At 73.7% G+C, this 20,314-nt stretch carries 22 protein-coding genes; 12 read left to right on the top strand and 10 right to left on the bottom strand.

Translation table 11 applies throughout. The annotated features are described in order from the left end of the window. Positions 1-20 precede the first annotated feature (20 nt). Genes ACIQVD_RS11955 through ACIQVD_RS11930 form a run of 6 tightly spaced genes read left to right on the top strand, consistent with a single transcriptional unit; the run spans position 21 to position 4,006 of the window. The gene (locus ACIQVD_RS11955; RefSeq protein WP_111551611.1) at positions 21-449 is read left to right on the top strand and encodes a cupin domain-containing protein; all 429 of its coding nucleotides are present in this window, start codon (positions 21-23) and stop codon (positions 447-449) included. Then, a complete protein-coding gene (locus ACIQVD_RS11950) occupies positions 446-1,711 on the top strand; it encodes a beta-ketoacyl-[acyl-carrier-protein] synthase family protein (RefSeq protein ID WP_402288211.1) in 1,266 nt (421 codons plus the stop codon). Before ACIQVD_RS11955 ends, ACIQVD_RS11950 begins: the two co-directional genes overlap by 4 nt. Next, positions 1,708-2,928 carry a beta-ketoacyl synthase N-terminal-like domain-containing protein gene (locus ACIQVD_RS11945; protein ID WP_400684983.1) on the top strand — a complete coding sequence of 407 codons (1,221 nt, stop codon included), beginning with the start codon at positions 1,708-1,710 and terminating at the stop codon, positions 2,926-2,928. Before ACIQVD_RS11950 ends, ACIQVD_RS11945 begins: the two co-directional genes overlap by 4 nt. A 25-nt stretch (positions 2,929-2,953) precedes the next feature. Continuing rightward, positions 2,954-3,208, top strand: coding sequence for an acyl carrier protein (locus tag ACIQVD_RS11940; protein ID WP_400684985.1), 255 nt, complete (start codon positions 2,954-2,956; stop codon positions 3,206-3,208). A 1-nt stretch (position 3,209) separates the two neighbouring features. Beyond that, positions 3,210-3,668: an SRPBCC family protein gene (locus ACIQVD_RS11935; RefSeq protein ID WP_402288208.1), complete on the top strand. Its 459-nt coding sequence runs from the start codon at positions 3,210-3,212 to the stop codon at positions 3,666-3,668. A gap of 17 nt (positions 3,669-3,685) precedes the next feature. Then, positions 3,686-4,006 carry a TcmI family type II polyketide cyclase gene (locus ACIQVD_RS11930; protein WP_100840511.1) on the top strand — a complete coding sequence of 107 codons (321 nt, stop codon included), beginning with the start codon at positions 3,686-3,688 and terminating at the stop codon, positions 4,004-4,006. Between the two features lie 136 nt (positions 4,007-4,142). On the opposite strand, the gene ACIQVD_RS11925 is transcribed toward ACIQVD_RS11930, so the two are convergent. Together ACIQVD_RS11925 and ACIQVD_RS11920 are read right to left on the bottom strand one after the other, a co-directional pair. Then, positions 4,143-5,135, bottom strand: a complete 993-nt coding sequence (locus ACIQVD_RS11925) for a methyltransferase (protein ID WP_402288666.1) — start codon at positions 5,133-5,135, stop codon at positions 4,143-4,145. 205 nt (positions 5,136-5,340) lie between these two features. After that, the gene (locus ACIQVD_RS11920) at positions 5,341-6,453 is read right to left on the bottom strand and encodes a nitrous oxide reductase family maturation protein NosD (protein ID WP_402288206.1); all 1,113 of its coding nucleotides are present in this window, start codon (positions 6,451-6,453) and stop codon (positions 5,341-5,343) included. Between the two features lie 241 nt (positions 6,454-6,694). On the opposite strand from ACIQVD_RS11920, the gene ACIQVD_RS11915 reads away from it, so the two are divergent. Next, positions 6,695-6,970 carry a hypothetical protein gene (locus ACIQVD_RS11915; protein ID WP_402288203.1) on the top strand — a complete coding sequence of 92 codons (276 nt, stop codon included), beginning with the start codon at positions 6,695-6,697 and terminating at the stop codon, positions 6,968-6,970. A gap of 152 nt (positions 6,971-7,122) precedes the next feature. Here ACIQVD_RS11915 and ACIQVD_RS11910 read toward each other — a convergent pair whose 3' ends face one another. The 5 genes from ACIQVD_RS11910 to ACIQVD_RS11890 all read right to left on the bottom strand — a co-directional run bounded on the left by ACIQVD_RS11910 (position 7,123) and on the right by ACIQVD_RS11890 (position 11,759). Beyond that, positions 7,123-7,815, bottom strand: a complete 693-nt coding sequence (locus ACIQVD_RS11910) for a hypothetical protein (RefSeq protein ID WP_400684991.1) — start codon at positions 7,813-7,815, stop codon at positions 7,123-7,125. Positions 7,816-8,071: 256 nt separating this feature from the next. Beyond that, positions 8,072-9,715, bottom strand: a complete 1,644-nt coding sequence (locus tag ACIQVD_RS11905) for an MFS transporter (RefSeq protein WP_402288201.1) — start codon at positions 9,713-9,715, stop codon at positions 8,072-8,074. Next, on the bottom strand, positions 9,715-10,266 hold the full coding sequence (locus tag ACIQVD_RS11900; protein ID WP_100838878.1) for a TetR/AcrR family transcriptional regulator: 552 nt from the start codon (positions 10,264-10,266) through the stop codon (positions 9,715-9,717). Before ACIQVD_RS11900 ends, ACIQVD_RS11905 begins: the two co-directional genes overlap by 1 nt. Positions 10,267-10,454: 188 nt before the next feature. Continuing rightward, complete coding sequence (locus ACIQVD_RS11895) at positions 10,455-10,853, bottom strand: cell division protein SepF (RefSeq protein WP_400684995.1); 399 nt, start codon at positions 10,851-10,853, stop codon at positions 10,455-10,457. A gap of 378 nt (positions 10,854-11,231) precedes the next feature. Beyond that, the gene (locus ACIQVD_RS11890; RefSeq protein WP_400684997.1) at positions 11,232-11,759 is read right to left on the bottom strand and encodes a DinB family protein; all 528 of its coding nucleotides are present in this window, start codon (positions 11,757-11,759) and stop codon (positions 11,232-11,234) included. A gap of 169 nt (positions 11,760-11,928) precedes the next feature. Here ACIQVD_RS11890 and ACIQVD_RS11885 point away from each other — a divergent pair, with 169 nt between their 5' ends. Continuing rightward, positions 11,929-12,306, top strand: coding sequence for a YrdB family protein (locus ACIQVD_RS11885; protein ID WP_402288198.1), 378 nt, complete (start codon positions 11,929-11,931; stop codon positions 12,304-12,306). Positions 12,307-12,513: 207 nt separating this feature from the next. Here ACIQVD_RS11885 and ACIQVD_RS11880 read toward each other — a convergent pair whose 3' ends face one another. The 3 genes from ACIQVD_RS11880 to ACIQVD_RS11870 form a co-directional block, all read right to left on the bottom strand. Next, positions 12,514-13,311: a TVP38/TMEM64 family protein gene (locus ACIQVD_RS11880; protein ID WP_402288195.1), complete on the bottom strand. Its 798-nt coding sequence runs from the start codon at positions 13,309-13,311 to the stop codon at positions 12,514-12,516. A gap of 70 nt (positions 13,312-13,381) precedes the next feature. After that, a complete protein-coding gene (locus ACIQVD_RS11875) occupies positions 13,382-14,287 on the bottom strand; it encodes a deoxyribonuclease IV (protein ID WP_402288193.1) in 906 nt (301 codons plus the stop codon). A 225-nt stretch (positions 14,288-14,512) separates the two neighbouring features. Further along, positions 14,513-15,709 (bottom strand): MFS transporter, encoded by a 1,197-nt coding sequence (locus ACIQVD_RS11870; RefSeq protein ID WP_402288191.1) that lies wholly within the window; start codon positions 15,707-15,709, stop codon positions 14,513-14,515. 84 nt (positions 15,710-15,793) lie between these two features. On the opposite strand from ACIQVD_RS11870, the gene ACIQVD_RS11865 reads away from it, so the two are divergent. The 4 genes from ACIQVD_RS11865 to ACIQVD_RS11850 all read left to right on the top strand — a co-directional run bounded on the left by ACIQVD_RS11865 (position 15,794) and on the right by ACIQVD_RS11850 (position 20,303). Then, positions 15,794-17,071, top strand: a complete 1,278-nt coding sequence (locus ACIQVD_RS11865; RefSeq protein WP_402288189.1) for an ROK family transcriptional regulator — start codon at positions 15,794-15,796, stop codon at positions 17,069-17,071. A gap of 357 nt (positions 17,072-17,428) precedes the next feature. After that, positions 17,429-17,842, top strand: a complete 414-nt coding sequence (locus ACIQVD_RS11860; protein WP_402288187.1) for a molybdopterin-binding protein — start codon at positions 17,429-17,431, stop codon at positions 17,840-17,842. Positions 17,843-18,111: 269 nt separating this feature from the next. Next, a complete protein-coding gene (locus ACIQVD_RS11855; protein ID WP_402288185.1) occupies positions 18,112-18,813 on the top strand; it encodes a glycerophosphodiester phosphodiesterase in 702 nt (233 codons plus the stop codon). A gap of 368 nt (positions 18,814-19,181) precedes the next feature. Continuing rightward, positions 19,182-20,303, top strand: a complete 1,122-nt coding sequence (locus ACIQVD_RS11850; protein WP_400685015.1) for an AI-2E family transporter — start codon at positions 19,182-19,184, stop codon at positions 20,301-20,303. Positions 20,304-20,314 lie beyond the last annotated feature (11 nt).

Here is a 20,314-nt window from a genome sequence, read left to right as displayed (position 1 = left end):
GCACGAGAGGAACCAGCACCGTGACCACCGAGACGCCACGAGTCGTCCACGTCGACGACGCGCCCCCCAACCGCAAGCGCGGCGGCGACCTGCGGGCCATGCTCACCCCGCCGGCGGTCGGCGCGACCAGCGGATTCATGGGGGTGGCGATCGTCGAACCGGGGGACCGGATCGGCGAGCACTACCACCCGTACTCCGAGGAGTTCGTGTTCGTGATCTCCGGCGAGCTGGAGGTCGACCTGGACGACGTCACCCAGCGGCTGCGGCCCGACCAGGGGCTGATGATCCCGATCGGGATGCGGCACCGCTTCCGCAACGTCGGCAGCACCCAGGCCCGGATGGTCTTCCACCTCGGACCGCTCGCCCCGCGCCCCGAGCTCGGACACGTCGACACCGAGGAGGACGCAGCCGAGGCGGGCCCGCCCGAACCGGCGGAGGCCGCCTCGTGAGCCGCCGGGTCGCGGTGACCGGGATCGGCGTGGTCGCCCCCGGCGGCATCGGCGTCCCCCGGTTCTGGTCGCTGCTCACCGAGGGCCGCACCGCCACCCGCGGCATCACCCTGTTCGACCCGGAGGGCTTCCGCTCCCGGATCGCCGCCGAGTGCGACTTCGACCCCGCCGCCCACGGCCTGACGCCGGACCAGGTCGCCCGCAACGACAGGTACGTCCAGTTCGCGCTGGTCGCCGCCGCCGAGGCGGTCGCCGACGCCGGGCTCGACCCGGAACGCGAGGACCCCTGGCGGATCGGCGTCTCGCTCGGCACCGCCGTCGGCGGCACCACCCGGCTGGAACGCGACTACGTGCTGGTCAGCGAGCGCGGCGAGCACTGGGGCGTCGACCACGCCCCCGCCGCCCCGCACCTGGAGCGGGCCTTCTCCCCGTCCACCCTGGCCTCCGCGGTCGCCGAGCAGATCGGCGCGCACGGCCCGGTGCAGACCGTCTCCACCGGCTGCACCTCCGGCCTGGACGCCGTCGGCTACGCCGCCCTCGCCATCGAGGAGGGCCGCGCCGACGTGATCGTCACCGGGGCCTGCGACTCGCCGATCTCCCCGATCACCGTCGCCTGCTTCGACGCGATCAAGGCCACCTCGGCCCGCAACGAGGACCCCGAGCACGCCTCCCGCCCGTTCGACGCCGGCCGCGACGGCTTCGTGCTCGGCGAGGGCGGCGCCGTCCTGGTGCTGGAGGAGTGGGAGCACGCCAGGCGGCGCGGCGCCCGGATCTACGCCGAACTCGGCGGCTTCGCCACCTTCGGCAACGCCTACCACATGACCGGGCTCACCCAGGACGGCCTGGAGATGTCCCGGGCCATCGACCGGGCCCTGGCGCACGCCGGGGTCCCCGGCGAGGCCGTCGACTACGTCAACGCGCACGGCTCCGGCACCAAGCAGAACGACCGGCACGAGACCGCCGCCGTCAAGCGCTCGCTCGGCGAGCACGCCCGGCGCACCCCGATGAGCTCCATCAAGTCGATGGTCGGGCACTCGCTCGGCGCGATCGGCGCCATCGAACTCGTCGCCTGCACCCTCGCCCTGCACCACGGCGTCGTCCCGCCCACCGCCAACTACACCGAGCCCGACCCCGAGTGCGACCTCGACTACGTCCCCCGCACCGCCCGCGAACTGCCGCTGCGCCACGTGCTGTCGGTGGGCAGCGGCTTCGGCGGCTTCCAGTCCGCGGTGGTGCTGAGCAAGGTGGAGGCGGCCGCATGAGCGAACGAAGCGCGGTGATCACCGGCGTCGGCGTGGTCGCGCCCAACGGGATCGGCGCCGACGACTACTGGAAGGCCCTGGTCGAGGGCCGCTCCGCACTCGCCCCGATCGACCGGGAGGGCTGCGCGCACCTGCCGCTCAAGGTGGCCGGCCTGGTGCACGGCTTCGACGCCGAGGAGTACGTCGAGGCCCGCTACCTGGTGCAGACCGACCGCTTCACCCACTTCGCGATGGCCGCCGCCGAGCTCGCCACGGCCGACGCCGACCTCGCCGACCACCCCGACGACCCGTTCGGCGTCGCCGTGGTCACCGCGGCCGGCTCCGGCGGCGGCGAGTTCGGCCAGCGCGAACTGCAGCACCTGTGGGCCGAGGGGCCCCAGCACGTCGGCCCCTACCAGTCGATCGCCTGGTTCTACGCCGCCTCCACCGGCCAGATCTCCATCCGCGGCGGCTTCAAGGGCCCCTGCGGCGTGGTCGCCTCCGACGAGGCCGGCGGCCTGGACGCCCTCGCCCACGCCGCCCGGGCCGTCGCCCGCGGCACCGACGCGGTGCTGGCCGGCGCCACCGAAGCACCCATCGCCCCGTACTCGATGGTCTGCCAGCTCGGCTACCCCGGGCTGTCCACCGTCGAGGACCCCGAACGCGCCTACCGCCCGTTCGGCTCCGACGCGGCCGGGTTCGTCCCCGCCGAGGGCGGCGCGATGTTCGTCGTCGAGGACGAGCGCACCGCCCGCCGCCGCGGCACCCGCCCGCGCGCCCGGATCGCCGGCCACACCGCGACCTTCACCGGCGCCGCCCGCTGGAGCGAGAGCCGCGAAGGACTCGCCCACGCGATCCGCGGCGCCCTCGCCCAGGCGCGCTGCGCCCCGGACGAGGTCGACGTGGTCTTCGCCGACGCCCTCGGCGTCCCCGAAGCCGACCGGGCCGAGGCGCTCGCCCTGGCCGATGCCCTCGGCGAGCACGCCGAGCGCGTCCCCGTCACCGCCCCCAAGGCCGGACTCGGCCGCGCCCACAGCGGAGCCCCCGCCCTGGACGTCGCCGCCGCCGTGCTCGCCCTCGAACACGGCCTGGTCCCGCCCACCCCGCACACCGCGGACTGCCCGCACGGCCTCGACCTGGTCATCGGCCACCCGCGCGCCGCCGAGCTGCGCACCGCCCTGGTGCTCAGCCGCGGCCTGATGGGCTCCAACACCGCCCTGGTGCTGCGCCACCCCTGACCGTTCCGACCGCAAGGAGCACGACATGGCCTCCGAGATCACCTACGAGGAACTCGCCACCCTGATCAAGACCCGGGCCGGGGTGTCGGTCACCGTCGACGAACTCGCCGACCCCGGCTGCATGTTCCTCGACCTCGGTGTCGACTCGCTCGGCGTGCTCGGCGTCCTCGCCGACGTGGAGAACCGCTACGGCGTCTCCATCGACTCCTCCGACCTGCTCGGCCGTCCCGTCGCCGAGTTCCTGCAGACCGTCAACTCCACCGTGAAGGCTGGTGCCTGAGATGCCCGGACACACCGACAACACGATCGTCATCGACGCCCCGATCGACCTGGTCTGGGACGTGACCAACGACCTGGAGAACTGGCCGGAGCTGTTCAGCGAGTACGCCTCCGTCGAGATCCTCGACCGGCAGGACCAGCTGGTGCGCTTCCGCCTCACCATGCACCCCGACGAGAACGGCCAGGTGTGGAGCTGGGTCTCCGAGCGCGAGGCCGACCGCGACAAGCTCACCGTCCGGGCCCGCCGGGTCGAGCCCGGCCCGTTCGAGTTCATGGAGATCCGCTGGGAGTACGAGGAGCTGCCGCGGGGCACCGGCATGCGCTGGATCCAGGACTTCGCGATGAAGCCCACCGCGCCCGTCGACGACCTCGGCATGACCGACCGGATCAACCAGAACTCCAAGGTCCAGATGGAGCTGATCCGCGCCAAGGTCGAGCACCGCGCCGGAGCGGCCCGATGAGCGACCTGGCCACCGACCTGCACCGCACCCTGATCGTCGCCCGGATGAAGCCCGGCACCGCCGACCACATCGCCGGCGTCTTCGCCGACTCCGACCGCGGCGACCTGCCCGGCCTGATCGGCGTCCGCGGCCGCAGCCTGTTCCAGTTCGGCGACGTCTACCTGCACCTCATCGAGTCCGAGCGCCCCGCCGGACCGGAGGTCGCCAGGTACGCCCAGCACCCCGAGTTCCGCGACGTCAGCGAACGCCTCGCGGTCTACGTCGACGCCTACGACCCGGCGACCTGGCGCAGCCCCAAGGACGCCATGGCGCACGAGTTCTACCGCTGGGACCGCTGACGCTGCCGCTGAACCGCCGCGGCGCGGAGCGCAGAGCGGAGGGGCCGCCCGGAACTCCGGGCGGCCCCTCGGTGTCTGCTGGCGTCGGCGTCGGCGTCTGTCGGCGTCCGTCCGCGCGCGCCGTCTGCGGGGCTGTTTACGGGACGGTGCAGGAGAAGGCGTGCAGGTACGGGTTGACCGGGGCGACCGCGTCCAGCCGCAGGCCGGACTCCGCGATCAGGGCGGTCAGGCTGCCCAGGGTGTGCTTGGCGCCGCCGACGTTCAGCAGGAGCAGCAGGTCCATCGCGGTGGTGAACCGCATCGAGGGGGAGTCGTCCACCAGGTTCTCCACGATCACCACCCGGGCGCCCGGACGGGCCACCTGGCGCAGGTTGCGCAGCGTCCGGCGGGTGGAGTCGTCGTCCCACTCCAGGATGTTCTTCACCAGGTACAGGTCCGCCTGCACCGGCACCGCGGTGCGGCAGTCCCCGGGCACCAGCCGGGCCCGGTCGGCCAGCGACCCGCCGGGCAGCAGCCGCGGGTCCGCGTGCTCGACCACCTTCGGCAGGTCCAGCAGGGTGCCGTGCAGGTCGGGGTGGCGCTCCATCAGCTCGGCCAGCACCTGCCCCTGGCCGCCGCCGACGTCCGCCACCGAGGCGACGCCCGCCAGGTCGAGGAAACCGGCCAGGTCCTGCGCGGACTGCCGGCTGGACTGGGTCATCGCCCGGTTGAACAGGGCGGCGGACTCCGGCGCGTCGTCGTGCAGGTACTGGAAGAACTCCTTGCCGAAGGCGTCGCCGAAGACGCTGCGCCCGGTGCGCACCGCGTCGTCCAGCCGGGACCAGGACTGCCAGGTCCACGGCTCGGTGCACCACAGCGCGATGTCGCGCAGGCTGCCCGGCTCGTCGGTGCGCAGCAGGCGCGACAGCGGGGTGTGCCGGTAGCGGCCGTCGGCGTCCTCGGCGAACACCTCGTAGCAGGCCAGTGCGCGCAGCAGCCGCCGCAGCGGGCCGGGCTCGATGTCCAGCCGCCCGGCCAGCTGCTCGGCGGTGGCGGGCTCCTCGTCCAGCGCGTCCGGCAGCCGCAGGCTGGCGGCGGCGCGGACCGCGCCCGCGCAGGCGGCGCCGAACACCAGCTCGCGCAGCAGCATCGCGGGCGGGACGGCCGGGGCCGCGACCGACTCCGGCGGACTCTGCGGGCTCTGGGAGGTCTGCGGGCTCTGCGGGTTCGGCGAGGTGGTCGGGTTGGGCGGGGCGGTCGGGGCGGAGGTCACGGGGACGGCCTTTCGTCGGTGGGTCGGAGGATGGTCGGGGGACGTGGGTGGGGGCTGCGTGGGGGAGCGGGGTGAGAGTGGCTCAGCAGTGGCCGGCGGGCTCGGAGGTGCCGCAGACGTTGCCGGCGAACGTGTGGCCGGTGCCGTGCGGGTCCCGGTCGGCCAGGTCGGCGGGGACGTTGTCGCGCAGTGCGTTGCCGGTGACGGTGGCCCGGGCGTTGGGGGCGCCGACCACGCTCGGGTACAGCACGATGCCGCCGGACATCGGGGACGCCCCGGTGTGGTCGGCGACCTGGTTGCCGGAGACCGTGACGTCCTCGGTGCCGGTCAGCAGGATTCCGGTGCCCTGGACGAAGTCGAGCCGGGGATTGGGCGGGCAGTACCGGTTGTTCGCCCGCACCACGTTGTCCCGGAGGGCCAGCGCCCCGGCCCGGGGCACCCCGTCGTCGCCGACCACGAACAGGCCGCCGCAGTTCCCGGACGCCAGGTTGGCCTCCACCGTCAGCCCGCGCACCCGGCGCAGTTGCAGGCCGATCCGGTTGCCGGTCAGCCGGTTCTCGGACACCTCGGTGCCCAGGGTCTCCAGCGCGCCGCCCTTGCGGTCGTACCAGTTGGCGACGAAGATCCCCGCCTGGCCGTTGTCCCGGGCCTCGTTGTCGGTCAGCACGGTACGGGTCGACATCTCGACACTGATGCCTTGCAGGCCGTTGTCGTGCACCGCCACCCCGCGCACCGTCAGCCGGTCAGTGACGGCTGCGCCGACGCCGTTGCGGGCGAAGCCCGCCACCGTCAGCGCCTCCACCACCACGCCCGAGACCGGGTGCACCGGCACGCCCTGCGGGTCCGAACCGCCCGTCACGCACACGCCGTCACCGGCCTGTGCGCAGGCGCCGCGGTCGGCCGGATCGGGCCCCAGGACGGTGCCGGTGCCCTGGCCGCGCAGGGTCACGCGGTCGGTGGTGAGCGTCACGCTGCCCGGGTAGCGGCCCGCGGCGAGCTCCACCACGTCACCCGGGGCGGCCGCGTCCAGGGCGGCCTGCACGGACGCGCCCGGCGGGACCCGGAACACGGTCGGACCGGTGGGCGCCGCCGCAGCCGGGGCGGCGGCCAGCGCGGCGGGCACCGAGGCGGCGCAGGACAGCAGAACGGCGGCGACCCGGATCAGCGGGCGCGTCGGAGCGAGGAGAGCAGTCATCGAGAGCAGCCGGCTTCCAGACGTCGCGGTCGCGGACGGCATGAGGAGCACGTCCGCCGCCTCGAAGCTATGGTCGCGCCCCCGGCCCGGCCAGCCGGGTTGGCTCGCACGGGTTGCCCGCACCCGCCGACCGGGTGGCGGCGGGCCGGAAGAGCGAGGCAGGTACCACCCGTACACCCGATCGGGGGCCTCTGCGGCCGGGCACCGGGCCCGCACCGGCGGGCCGAACCACTATGGACCCATGGACACGCAGAATGGACGAACCACCGAGCAGACCGAACTCCTGGCCGCCGACCTGCGCCCCACCGGCGCCGACGGCACCGATCTCCGCACCGGACCCTGGTCCGGCCTCCGGCTGGTGGAACCCGGCGCCGACGCCTTCGGCGGGCCCGATGCCGACGCCTTCGCGGAGGCCATCGGCGAGGCGGCCGACGAGGCCGTCGCCGGGCAGGACGCGGAGGGCGCGGACGACCCGGCCTGGGACTACGAGGACGTCATCCTCCGCTCCGTCAACTGACCCGGTGCCGGGGCGGAGCGCGCACGGACACATGGACATACGGACATACGGACATACGGACATGCCGGCACGCGGAGATGCGGGCACGCGGATGCCGGTGGGTCCACCGCTCTCGACTCGTGCGGTGGACCCACCGGCATCCGCGTGCCCGGTCAGTAGCGGTAGGACTTCACCACCACCGGGATCAGGTTCACGCCCTGGCCCGCCTTGCTGAACGCCATCGGGTTGGCGGTCGCCCCCGCCGCCAGGTTCTCGATGCCGACCGCCTGGCTGTCCACGCTCTTGCCGGTGCTGTCGGTGAAGTCGACCTGGATCGCGTAGGAGCGGGTCTCGGTGGTGCTGTTGGTGACCGTGACCATCGCTGCCGTCAGGTCGCCGGAGGTCGAGTTCGGCACGCCGGTCAGCGTCACATCCGAGATCGCGTTGCCCGCGTCCGGGACGGCCGCCAAGACCTCCGCCGCCTTCGCCCGGGTGGCCGCGAGCTGGGCGTTGACCGAGGCCTCGAACGAGGCGGCGCGCTCGGACGCGCTGGCCTGCGCGGCCGAGACCGAGGCCAGCGCCGACTCGTGCGCGGACGCGAAGGCGGACGGCGGCTCGCCCGAGAAGCTCGCCGTCTCCGGCGGACCGACCGTGAACGTCGACATCGCCGCCTGCACCGGGTTCTCGCCCGAGCTGCCGCCGCAGGCCGCGACCACCGAGATCCCGGCCACCGCGCCGGCCAGCGCCAGCGAGACCCGCAGGCCGCGCCGGACCGGCCGCCGACGCGCCGGGTGCCGCTGCGGCGGCCCCACCCGGCCCTGCCGGACCAGCCCCCGGCCCGAACCGTTCCGCTCCGCGTCTCGCATCGCGATGCACCCTTTCGCTCAGAACCGCGCCGGGCCCGTGCGCGCCGCGGTCGTTCCGGCAGGCCCACGGCCCGCGCCCGGACGTGCGGAACCGGACGTCCGCCTCCGCCCTACGCCCCCATCGTCCGAGCCCGGCGCCACCCGGGGCCAGCGGCGCTGCGCCATTGGGGGAGCCGGACGTCCCGTCAGACCGGCGGTGCGGGCGGCGGGATGGGTACGGCGGGCGCGCGGCGGCGGCCGCGGCCGCGGGTGGCGGTCAGCGGTGGGCGGGGGACCTGGCGGGTTCCGCTCCGGACCGCGGGGCGGGGCGGTCGGCCGGCTGCGTGGGGCCGGCGGAGGTGGCGCCGGCGGTGGTGCCGGCGGCGGTGGTGCCGACGGTGCCGGTCGTGGTGCGGTCGGGCCGGTCGCGCAGCAGGTGGCGGGCGAGGGCGGCGGAGGCCAGCAGCAGGGCCGCCGAGACCCAGGCCGCGACCGTGACGCCGTGCACGAACGCGCCGTTCGCACTGGCGAGCAGCTGCCCGGCCGGGCCCGCGGGCAGGGCGGCCGCGGACTCCAGGGCGCCGCCCAGCGACTGGCGGGCCTGCTCCGCGAGCGCCGGATCGACGCCCGCCGGAACGGACAGCGAACCCGCGTACAGGGCCGTCACGATCGAGCCGACCAGGGCGATGCCCAGCGCCGCGCCCAGCTCGTACGCCGTCTCCGACACGGCCGAGGCGGCGCCCGTCCGGTCGGCCGGGGCGGCACCCAGCACCAGGTCCGAGGAGAGGGTGTACACCACGCCCTCGGCGGTGCCCAGCGCCAGGAAGGACGAGCCGAGCAGCAGGTACGCGCTGTCCACCTGGACGAAGCCCAGCACGCCGATGCCCAGGCCCATCACGAACAGGCTCGCCGTCAGCACCCGGCGGGCCCCCGCGCGCCGCACCAGCCGGGCCGTCAGCAGACCGCCCGCCACCGAGCCGACGAAGGCCGGCATCTCGGCGAAGCCCGCGTGGAGCGGGGAGTAGCCGCGCACCAGCTGGAGGTACTGCGACATGAAGAAGATCACGCCGGACAGGCCGATCAGGCAGATCAGCGAGGAGACCACCGCCGCCGTGAACCGCGCGTTCCGGAACAGCCGGACGTCCAGCAGCGGGGTCTCCAGCCGGAGCTGGCGCCGCACGAACACCACCAGCGCGACCGCGCCCAGCGCGAACACCAGCGGGGTCGTCCACCGCTCCAGGCCGTGCACGGCGAACTCCTTGACGCCGTACACCGCCCCGATCACCCCGGCCATCGACAGCAGCACGCTCAGCACGTCCCACCGGCCCGGACGCGGATCGCGGGACTCCGGCAGCAGCCAGCCGCCCAGCGCCAGCAGCAGCACCATCACCGGCAGGTTCAGCAGGAACACCGACCCCCACCAGAAGTGCTCCAGCAGCACGCCGCCCACCAGCGGGCCCAGCGCGGCGCCGGCCGCCGCGCCCGCGCCCCAGACGCCGATCGCGGTGGCCCGCTCCCGGGTGTCCGGGAACAGCGTGCGGATCAGCGAGAGCGTGGACGGCATGATCGTCGCCCCGGCCACGCCGAGCAGCGCCCTGGCCAGCACCAGCCAGCCCGGGCCCGGAGCGTACGCCGCCAGCAGCGAGGCCGCGCCGAACGCGGCCGAACCCGCCAGCAGCACCCGCTTGCGGCCCAGCCGGTCGCTGAGCGCGCCCATCGACACCAGCAGGCCGGCCAGCACGAAGGAGTAGACGTCGCCGATCCAGAGCAGCTGGGTGCCGGACGGGCGGAGGGTTTCGGTGATCGAGGGGATGGCGAGGGAGAGCACCGTCGCGTCCACCGCCACCAGGGTGACGGCGAGCACGAGGACGCCGAGACCGGCCCAGCGGTGGCCGGGCCGGGTGACGGGGGTGGGACTCATCAGGTATCAGATCTCCGTAGAGCACCGCCGAGGAACAACTCGGCGAGCGAGAACGCGCTTTCGCGGGGGGCGAGCCGGCCTTCCTGCACGGCCCAGCCGATGCCGGCCACCAGGTCGAAGAACGCCTCGCTCAGCCAGGCGGCCGAGAGCTCGACGCGGAACACCCCCTCCTGCTGGCCGCGCAGGAACAGCGCGCGGACCCGGGCGTCCTGCGTCTCCCAGAGGTCGTTGATCTCCTCGTGGTCGTACAGCTGGTTCTCACCGGCCAGGAAGGCGCACAGCGCGGCGTCCGGCACCACCGCGTCCACCAGCCGGCGCAGCGCGGCCTCGGCGTTGCCCTCCTCCACCCGCGCGGCATCGAGCGCGGAGGAGAAGCGGCGCAGACCGAGGGCGCCCACCTCCAGGATCAGCGCCTCGCGGCCCGGGAAGATCCGGTGCAGCGTGGCCCGGCTGATCCCGGCGGCGCGGGCGATCTCGTCGAGATGGGCCGTCGGGCGCCGGGACAGGATGCCCACGGCTGCCTCCAGGACGGAGTCGCGGTCGGTTGCCATGAGAAGAGGATAGCGCAACTGAGACATCTATGTCTCAGAATTTCGATGTGCGTCTCACCGGCGGGGTGCGGATACGGGCGCAGGAGGGGGCGGGGGAGTGCTTCCGGGCATGCCGAAGACCCCGCGCGGGGCGCGGGGTCCGTGGGTGTCGGTGGGTGTCGGTGGGGCTTGCGGCCGGGGCCGGGCGGTCAGCTCTGGTTGTAGAAGCCCGACTCGTCGAGCGGGCGGTCGATGACCGTCACCTCGACGTCGGCCGGGGTCAGCAGGAACACCCGGCGGGCGATCCGCTCGATGCCGCCGCAGGTGCCGAAGATCAGGCCGGAGGCGAAGTCGACCATGCGCTTGGCCTCGGCGTCGTCCATCTCGGTGAGGTCCATGACCACCGGGGTGGCGGCGCGGATGTGCTCGCCGACGGTGCGGGCGGCCTCGAAGCCCGTCGGTCGGAGCGAGACGATCTTGGAGGGGCCGGTCTGGACGCTGCTCGGCAGCGTCTCCTCGCCCTCCCACGGTTCCTCGTACATCGCGGCCGGGTAGCTTCCGGAAGGCATCAGCCACCCGTTGTGGTGCTCGTCGCGAAGTGCTCCCATTAGCCGCGCCTCCCTGTCTCGTTCCGTACTCGTCCCCCGGGGGACGACGGGTCGTTTTGACACGTCATCCACTTGTTGGAACTGTCCGAGTATCGCACTGATCACCGTGGATGTGCCCGCTTGTACCCGCTGGACGAGTTGTGGCGCGGGGGGAAATCCGTGGCTCCCCGGATGTCCGCAACGACGCCACCGGCAGGTGAACGGTTGCGCGGGACGACCCTATCGGTGCTACCCGGAAGCTAGTTGACTATGTGTCAACAATCATGTAACGGCTTCACCCGGGAGTGGCGGGTCGCGAACGGGGGGCGCGCGCGAGGGGGGTGGCGCGCGGCGCGGCGTGCGTCACACGGGCGTGGCGTCCCGCGCGGCGCGGGCGGACTACTCGCCGGTGGAGCCGTCGATTCGTTCCCGAAGCAGGTCGGCGTGGCCGTTGTGACGGGCGTACTCCTCGATCATGTGCACCAGGATCCAACGGAGCGTCACCTCGTTGCCGCGCCACCGGCCCCTGCCGGCCGTGTCCAACGACGCACCGGCGGCTGCGGACCGGGCGAACGCCACCTCCTCCTGCCAGACCGCGGTGTCGGCGACCGGATCGGCCCCGTCCACCAGGTCGAAGTCGCCGTCCGGGAACTCCTCCGTCCAGTAGCGGCCGGACGGCCCCAGGTCCTGGCCGTCCAGCACCTCGCGGAACCAGTGGCGCTCCACTTCCGCCATGTGCCGCACCAGGCCGAGCAGGGACAGCGAGGACGGCGGACAGGCGCGTCGGCGCAGTTGACCGGGTGACAGCCCCTCGCACTTGAGGGCGAGCGTGGCGCGGTGGAAGTCCAGCCAGGCGCCGAGCATGGTCGCCTCGTCGGCGGCGAAGGGCGGGCTGGTGCGGGTGGTGGCGGGGGCCGTGTTCGTCATGCGGACATGGTGGAGCAGCCCGGGCGGGGCGGGCGAACCGTTTTCCGGCGGCCGTTCCCTTTCCCTTTCCCGTTTCCCGTTACTGGGCCGGGCCGGGTGGGGCGGGGTTGTGGTGGGAGGATCGGATCATCGTGAGGGCTGGTGCCGCTGGTGTGGCGGGGAATGGGCGGTGGCGAGCGTGCGCAAGGTGGTGACGGGCACTCAGCTGGCGCTGCGCCTGCTGCTGGAGCTGGCCTCGCTGGCGGCGCTGGCCGTCGGCGGGTACGGGGTACGGGCGGACGGCCCGGTCGTGCTACGCACGCTGATCGCGCTGGTGCTGCCGGTGCTCGCGGTCCTGCTGTGGGGCCGCTACGCGGCGCCCCGGCGGCCGGTGCGCGACTCGGCCCTGCTCTGGTACGGGGTGCAACTGCTGGTCTGGGGCGGCGCGGTCGCGCTGCTGGCGGCCGGCGGGCACCCCGGGTGGGCGCTCGGCCTCGGCGTCGTGATGGCCGTCAACACGGTGGTGCTGTGGTCGCTCGGCGAGTGGTCGCCCGCGATCGAGCGCTAGGCGGACGGTCTGAGCCGAGGGAGCGGCCCGTTCCGGGGAGGGCGTGCCGTCGGTGCCGTACCGCGTCGTACCCACCGCGCGGTGCGCTGCCCGAGGCCGGATTCGCTGCGGAGGGCCTCGGCGTGGGGGCTCCGGCGCGGGGGCTCCGGCGCGGCCGGTCCTGCTCGGCCGGTGAGGCGGGCGTCGGGTACTGGGGTGCGGCGCCGGTCAGGCGGAGCGGCGGGGGCGGGCGCGCCAGAGCGAGACGGCGCTGAACACGCACATCGCGGTGATCACGCCTGCGGAGATCAGGAAGGCCGGGGAGGTGGGCGAACCCGCGCTCGCCCCGGCGACCACGTACGCGGCGGTGGTCGGCACCACGCCGAGGACGGTGGCCGCCAGGTACGGCCAGAACCTGACGCCGGAGAACGCGCACGCGAAGTTGCCGGCCTGGAACGGCGCACCCGGGAACAGCCGGATCAGCAGCACGCTGCGGAAGCCCTGTTCGGCCAGGCGCCGGTCGATCTCCGTCAGCACCCGGCCGCGCACCAGCGGCCGCAGTGCCTCGCGCCCCAGCGAACGTCCGAGCGCGAACGCCACCGCCGCGCCGATCGCCGACCCCGCGATCGCCAGCGGCACGCCCCACAGCGACCCGAACAGCACCCCCATGCCCGCGTTCAGCGCCGGACGGGGCAGGAAGGCCACCGTCCCGAAGCCGTACGCGGCGAGTGCGATCGGGATCCGCCACGGCCCCGAGGCGGCGGACAGGACGGCGGACGGGTCCCACAGCAGCAGCGAGCCCGCGGCGGCGGCCAGCACGGCGAGCAGCGCGCCCAGGCGCAGCAGCGCCCCGCGGTGCGGGCGGCGCGCGGTCCGGTGCGGCGGGGCGGCGGCGGGGAATTCCGGGACGTCGGCGCGGGGCGCGGGGGCGGTGGCGGGGTCCGCCGGGGTGCCGGTGCCGGCCTCGGCGGGGGTGGCGGTTCCGGTCGGGGTGGCGGGCGCGGCTATCGGCTGCGGAGCGTGCACCCGGGGAGCTTAACCCGCGCCGAGAGCCGTACCGCCCGGGAGGTACGCCCCCGGCCGGGTGGGCGGGCGCTCACGGGTTGGCCGGGCGGCGCAGTCGCTTGAGCAGGGCGATGTCGGCGGCGTGCCGGGCGCCCTCGACCCGGGCGGGGTCGTGGCGGCCGTCCGGGGTCTCGATGATCAGGGGGACGCCGGCGGTGGCCGGATGCGCGAGCAGCGCCTCGAACGCGGCCGCGCCGATGTGACCGGCGCCGATGTTCTCGTGGCGGTCCTTGCGGGCGCCCGCGACGTCCTGCGAGTCGTTGGCGTGGATCAGCCGCAACCGGCCGGGTCCGATCGCCCGGTGCAGGGCGTCGAAGAGCTCGTTGGCCCCGTCCGGCGCGGCCAGGTCGTGGCCGGCCGCGAAGGCGTGGCAGGTGTCCAGGCAGACGCCGACCAGCGGGTGGTGGTCGAGGGCGTCCAGGTAGGCGGCGAGGTCCTCCATCCGGGAGCAGAGCGAGCTGCCCTGGCCGGCCGTCGGTTCCAGTAACAACCACGGGGCGTCGGCACCGTACCGGTCGAGACCGTCCAGGATCGGCAGCACCTGCTCGCGGACCTGGGCGAGCGCCTCCGCGCGGGTGCCGCAGAGCGCGGACCCGGTGTGCACGACCGTGCCGAGGGCGCCGATGGCCGCCGAACGGTGCAACGAGTGCGTCAGCGACTCGGCGGAACGCTCCCGGGTCGCATCCGAGTCGGAGCCGAAGTTGATCAGGTACGGCGCGTGCACGTACGCCGGGACGCCCCGCTCGGCGCAGGCCGTCCGGAAGGCCAGGTCGTGCGCCGGATTCCCGGCCGGGGTCGCCCACCCGCGCGGGTTGGCGACGAACACCTGGACCGCCTCCGCCCCGACCTTCTCGGCGTAGGCCAGCCCCGTCCCCACCAGGCCCTTACCGGCGACGGGGACGTGGGCACCGATCGGGTTGCGCGGGGCGGAATCCATGACCACGAGCATCGCACGGCAGGACGGAGGCGCAGATCATCGGGTCGACGCACTCTCGGCGGCGGGTGGCAGGTGGCTGGTGGCGGATGGGTGGCGGCGGTCGCAGCGGGCGGCGCGCGCCCCGGGGGCGGGGCGGTGCCGGGGCTCCGGACGTGTCGAGGGGCGCGGGAGTGGATCTCCCGCGCCCCTCGACGGACGTCCGTCCGCCCATGCTCCGGCCGTCCGTCAGTGGGTCGGCTCCAAGGAGCCGGAGGTCGCGACCGGGACGTCCACCGACTTGCGGTGGCGCATCGCCGTCGCGGAGGGGACCAGCGCGGCGACGAGCAGCGTCACCGCGACGAAGGAGACCGTGAGCGAGCTGGCCTGGGCGATGCCGCCGACCACGGCCGGGGCGACCAGGCCGGAGGTGTACGTGATGGTGGCGACGCCGGCGATGGACTGGCTCGGGTTGGTGCCCGCCCGGCCCGCCGCGGCGAACGCGAGCGGAACGACCACGGCGATGCCGATGCCGATCAGCGCGAAGCCCGGGATGGCCAGGTACGGGGAGTCGGCGAGCACCACCAGCAGACCGCCGACGGTGGCGACCATGCCGCTCAGCCGGACGGCGCGCACCGGGCCGAGCCGGCGGACGACCGCGTCACCGGCCAGGCGGGCCGCGGCCATGGTGGCGGCGAAGGCGGTGAAGCAGGCGGCGGCGACGGAGGAGGAGGCACCGGTGATGTCACGGAGGTAGACCCCGCTCCAGTCCATCGACGCACCCTCGGCGAACACCGCGCAGAACCCGACCAGGCCGATGACCATCGCTTCCTTCGGAGGCAGCGCGAAACGCGGCGGGGCTTCCTCCTCGGCTGCCGGCCGGACGTCCAGCACCCCGCGCGACACCACCTGGGCGAGCAGCGCCAGGACCGCCGCGGTCACCGCGTACTGCACCCGGGCGTCCGCATGCTGATGGGCCGCCAGGACACCGAACGCGGAGGCGACCAGGCCGCCGACGCTCCACATGCCGTGCAGGCCGGACATGATCGACCGACCGATCCGCTCCTCGACCTCGACACCCTGCGCGTTCATCGCGACATCCGACATACCGGCCGTCGCGCCGTAGAGGAACAGCGCCAGACAGAAGACCGCCAGATTGGGGGAGAGTGCCGGCAGCGCCAGCGACAGGCACCACAGCGTCAACAGGCCCTGCAGCGCCGTCCGGGCGCCGAGGCGGTGCACGATCCGACCGGCCAGCGGCATCGCCATCGACGCGCCGATCGCCGGGAACACCAGGGCGAGACCGAGCTGGCCCGGGCTCAGGTGGAGGTGGTCCTTGATCCACGGGATGCGGCTGACGAAGGTGCCGGTGACGGCACCGTGAACGGCGAACACCAGCGCCACGCTCATCCGTGCGCGCTGGATGTCCTTGAGAGTCTCGCCCATGCTGGGCTCCCCCTTGGGTCGGTCGGATGGCAATAAACTATCAGGGACCCTGCCTGATAGAAACCTCTGGAAGGATGCAGGCTCATGACGACCGCTCGCACCGCCACGCCGAGCACCGCCCGGGCCATCAACGACCGGCTTGCCCTCGACCTGCTGCTCGAACGGGGCCCGCTCACCGCATCCGATCTGCGCGCGCTGACCGGACTCTCCCGGCCCACCGTCGCCGACCTGCTCGAACGACTCCAGCGCAGCGGCCTGGTCGCCCACGCCGGCGAGAGCGCCGCGCTGCGCCGCGGCCCCAACGCCCGCCTGTACGGACTGGTCGCCGACCGCGCGCACCTCGCCGGCATCGACATCCGCGCCAACGGCGTCAGCCTGGTGGTCGCCGACCTGACCGGCCGGACGCTCGGCACGGCCACCATCGCCGCCTCCACTCCTGCCCCCGCTGTGGACGCGCCCGGGGGGCCGGCGGACGGCGACCAGCTGGTGGAGCGGACCGTCGAGGCACTGCTCGCCACCGCCGCCGAGGCCGGTGCCGGGGAACTGCACACCGTGGCCGTCGGCGCTCCCGGCCTGGTCGACCCGGCGACCGGCGCGCTCAACAACTCCGGCAAGCTGCCCGAATGGCACACCAAGCTGCTCGCCGCCCTGCGGGCGCGCCCCGGGACGGAGGTGATCCTCGAGAACGAGGTGAACCTGGCCGGGATCGCCGAGCACCGCATCGGCGCGGCCCAGGGCCGACGGGACTTCGCGCTGATCTGGCTCGGACACGGCGTGGGCGCCTCCGTGGTGCTGGACGGTCGCCTGCGGCGCGGGGCCTCCGGGGGCACCGGCGAGATCGGCTTCCTGCCCGTGCCCGGGACCATCGGGCTGCCGGACTCGAAGAAGTGCGACAACGGCTTCCACTCCACGGTGTCGAGCGCGGCGGTCTGCGAACTCGCCGCCCGCCACGGGCTCAAGGTAGATATCGGTGCCGGTGCCGGCGCCGGGGCTGGTGTCGGGAGCACAGGTCGAACCCGAGCCGGAGGCGTGGCCAAGGACCAGGAACCCGCCGCCGAGGCGGTGGTCCGCCGGGCCGTCGAGACCGGCGCCGACGACTTCCTGGACGAACTCGCACTGCGGATCGCCGTCGGGGCCTCCGCGATCTGCGTCGTGCTCGACCCGGGATGCGTGGTGCTGGGCGGCGAGATCGGACAGGCCGGCGGCTCCGAACTGGCCGGTCGGGTCGAGCGCCATCTCACCCGACTCTCCCCGCTCGCCACCGAGGTGCGGGCCGGTACCGCGGGCGGCGGCGCCGTCCTGGCGGGCGCCGTGCTGACCGCCGGGGACGCGGCGCGACGGGAGCTGTTCGGGGGCGACTGAGAGCGCGACCTGGCGCGCGCCGCACGGAGCGCCGTGCCGGGTGCCGGGGCCGATGACCCGTCGGCGCTGCCGAACCGGATCTCTGCCCTTCGTCGTGGTGGCACCGGGGCGTAGCGGCCCTGCTGCCGCGCGGCGCGCTGGTCCGCAGCTCGTGTCGGCCGAATCGGTCGTGTGAGGCGGGCGCGGTGAGTCATGGTGCGTTGAGGTGCGGTCGTGGCCAGGGCCGCAGCGGCGGGCGGCGGGTCGGGGACGGGCCGGTTCCCGGTCGGAGGGTGGGGCGTGCTGGGGAAGTGGTGTCGGTACGGCAGGATGGCGGGGTCCGCCAGTCCGTTCTTGAATCGTCCGGGAGCCGCATCGATGGTCACGTCCGACCGGCCCGTCCACCCGTACCGCATCGGCGAGGCTGCCTCGATGCTGGGGGTGAGCGCCGACACCATGCGGCGATGGGTGGATGCGGGCCGACTGCCGGCGACGCGCGACGAGCACGGACACCGGATCATCGACGGGGCGCAACTCGCGGCGTTCGCCCGGGAACTCGCCCGACCGGAGAACGGCGAGGTGGAGGGGCGTTCATCGGCCCGGAACCGGTTCCCCGGGATCGTGACCGCCGTCGTCCTGGGCGACGTCGCGGCGCAGGTGGAGATCCAGGCGGGCCCGTTCCGGGTGGTCTCCCTGATCAGCCGTGACTCGGCGGAGGAACTCGGGCTCGTCCCGGGGGCGCCCGCCACCGCGGTGATCAAGTCGACCAACGTCGTGGTCGAACGGCGCTGAGGCCGGTTGAGGCCGAGCGGACCCTCGCGCAGCCTCAGGCAGGCTCCCACTCCCGCCCCCTCTTCCGCTCCGGTTCCTGCACCGATCGAGCCCGAGCCCGTGTGTGAACCCGAGCCCTGGTCCATGGCCGGGACCGGGTCGTTCGTGCGGTACCGATGGCCAGCGGCGGGGCGTGAACTGACGCCGCCTAGGATGCGGAGACCTGCGGTCGACCGGTAGCGGGACGGCCAGCGTTGTGAGTGCCCTGACCGTGCGAGAGGACGATCCCGTTGAAGAGCCGCGTGCGCGCCGTTGCCCATCGTGGTGACCCGTACCTGCACCGCGAGAACACCCTGCCGGCGGTCAGCGCCGCCCTCGCCGCGGGGGCCGACGCCGTCGAGGTCGACGTCCAGCTCACCCGGGACGGGGTGCCCGTGCTGCTGCACGACCGTAGCCTTGAGCGGCTGTGGAACGACCAGCGCCAGATCAACCGGGTGACGCTCGACCAGTTGGAAGAGCTGGCCACTCCCGGGCTCCGGATCCCCACCCTGGCCGAGACCTTGCAGGCCGTCGCCGCGACGGACGGGGCACGGCTGATGATCGATCTGGACGACAGCGCCCCGGCTGCCGTCACCTGGCAGGTCGTCAGCGAACTCCGGATGGAGTCCCGCGTCGCCTTCTGCGGACCGGTGGTGGCCATGCTGGCCGTCCGTGAACTCGCGCCCGGCGCGGAGATTTCGCTGACCTGGAAGCGTCTCCAGTTGCCGAAACAGCGACTGCTCGCCGAGCTGCGCCCCAGCTACCTCAACCCGCCCTTCGGGCTGGTGGACGAGCGGCTGGTGGCCTCCGTCCACGACGCCGGCCTGGGTCTGGCCACCTGGACCGTGGACCTGCGCCGCACCATGCGACGGATGATCGCGCTCGGAGTCGACTCGCTGACCTCCAACCGAATCGCCTTGCTGCGCCGAACGATCGACCAGCAGCAGGCCTGATCCACCGGTGCTGACCGTCCGCACCCGCACAACCGAGACGGGGGAAGCGAAGGGCGCGCGGGGCCACCGGTGGCGGCGTTCCGACCGCGCCGGTCGGCTGCTCCGACCGCCACGCCACGCCGCCGGCTCCTGCCAGTCGATATGACCGTTATCTGTTGAAATAAGACGATCATGACGACGGGTTGGCTGCGGAGGTGGCGGTGACGGCTGAGGGCTCTCCGAATCCGCAGGGACCGGACGACCGTCAGAACTCGTCGACGCCCTCCAGGGGCGGAGACGGCGAAGGGGCCGCCAGGGGCACCTCAGGGAAATCCGCATCAAGTGAGAGTCCTTCCACGGGGGACGAGGGAACCTCGGGAACGGCACCCGTGATCATCGCTGGAGGTACGCAGCCGGAACTGGACGATCGGCGGCCGGCCCAGATGCTGCCCGCGCCGGTTCGATCTGCTGCTGCCTGGTCCGCGGCGGTGATCCTCTTCATCACCGTGGCCGCGTTCGCCGTCTTCGTGGTGGTGGAACTGCGGGCCGCAACGATCCCGATGCTGATCGCCCTGCTGGCCACGGCCCTGCTCTACCCGGTGATGCCCTGGTTGGTGGACCGGGGCGTCAAGCGAGGTGTGGCGGCCGGACTGACCTGCACCATCCTTGTACTCGTGGTCACGGGAGGGATCGCGCTGCTGGTCAACTCCCTGGTGAGCAGCGCGCCTCAGATCGTCTCCGGGCTCCAACAGGCGGGCGACCGCATCGCCTCCTGGCTGGGGCCGTTCGGTGACAAGATCCAGTACGCGCTCAAGGAGAGCTCGGGGTCCGGGAGCACCCTGGTGGATTCACTCGCGGACGGAGTCCTGTCCGGGCTGGGGCTGGTCACCCAACTGCTGACCGGGGGAGTGCTCGCCCTCGCGCTGGTCTTCTTCTTCCTGCGCGACGGGCACCGCTTCGGCGACGCTATGCACGAACTGATGCCGGGCAGGCACGCCGACACGGTGATCGCGTGCGGTCAGCAGGCTTTCACGGCGATGGCCGGTTTCATGCGGGGCACCACCCTGATCGCGCTGATCGATGCCACGTTCATCTCCATCGGGCTGCTGGCCCTGGGGGTTCCCGGGGCGGCCGGACTCGGAGCGCTCGTCTTCATGGGTGCCTACATCCCTTTCGTCGGTGCCTTCCTCTCGGGAACGGTGGCCGTTCTGGTGGCCCTTGCGAACGGCGGACTGGGCACGGCCCTGTGGACCCTCGGGGTGGTGCTGGCGGTGCAGGCGATCGAGGGGAACATCCTGCAACCCCTCATCCAGAGCCGGACCGTCGAACTCCACCCCGCCACCATCATGATCGCGGTGGTGGCGGGCTCCGGGATCGCCGGAATCATCGGTGCTCTGCTGGCGGTGCCGGTCAGTGCGGCCGGACTCGGCGTGGTGTCCGTCCTCCGGGGTGAGGCGGAGGGGCCGGGGCTGCCGGGTAGCCGTCGGAAGCGTCAACGACCCGAGTCCTGAGTGGCCGTGCT

The organism is Kitasatospora sp. NPDC090308 (assembly GCF_044769485.1).
Lineage (GTDB): Bacteria > Actinomycetota > Actinomycetes > Streptomycetales > Streptomycetaceae > Kitasatospora > Kitasatospora fiedleri.
The sequence above is the reverse complement of the archived record's forward strand: the minus strand, read 5'-3'. Positions and strand labels throughout refer to the sequence as shown.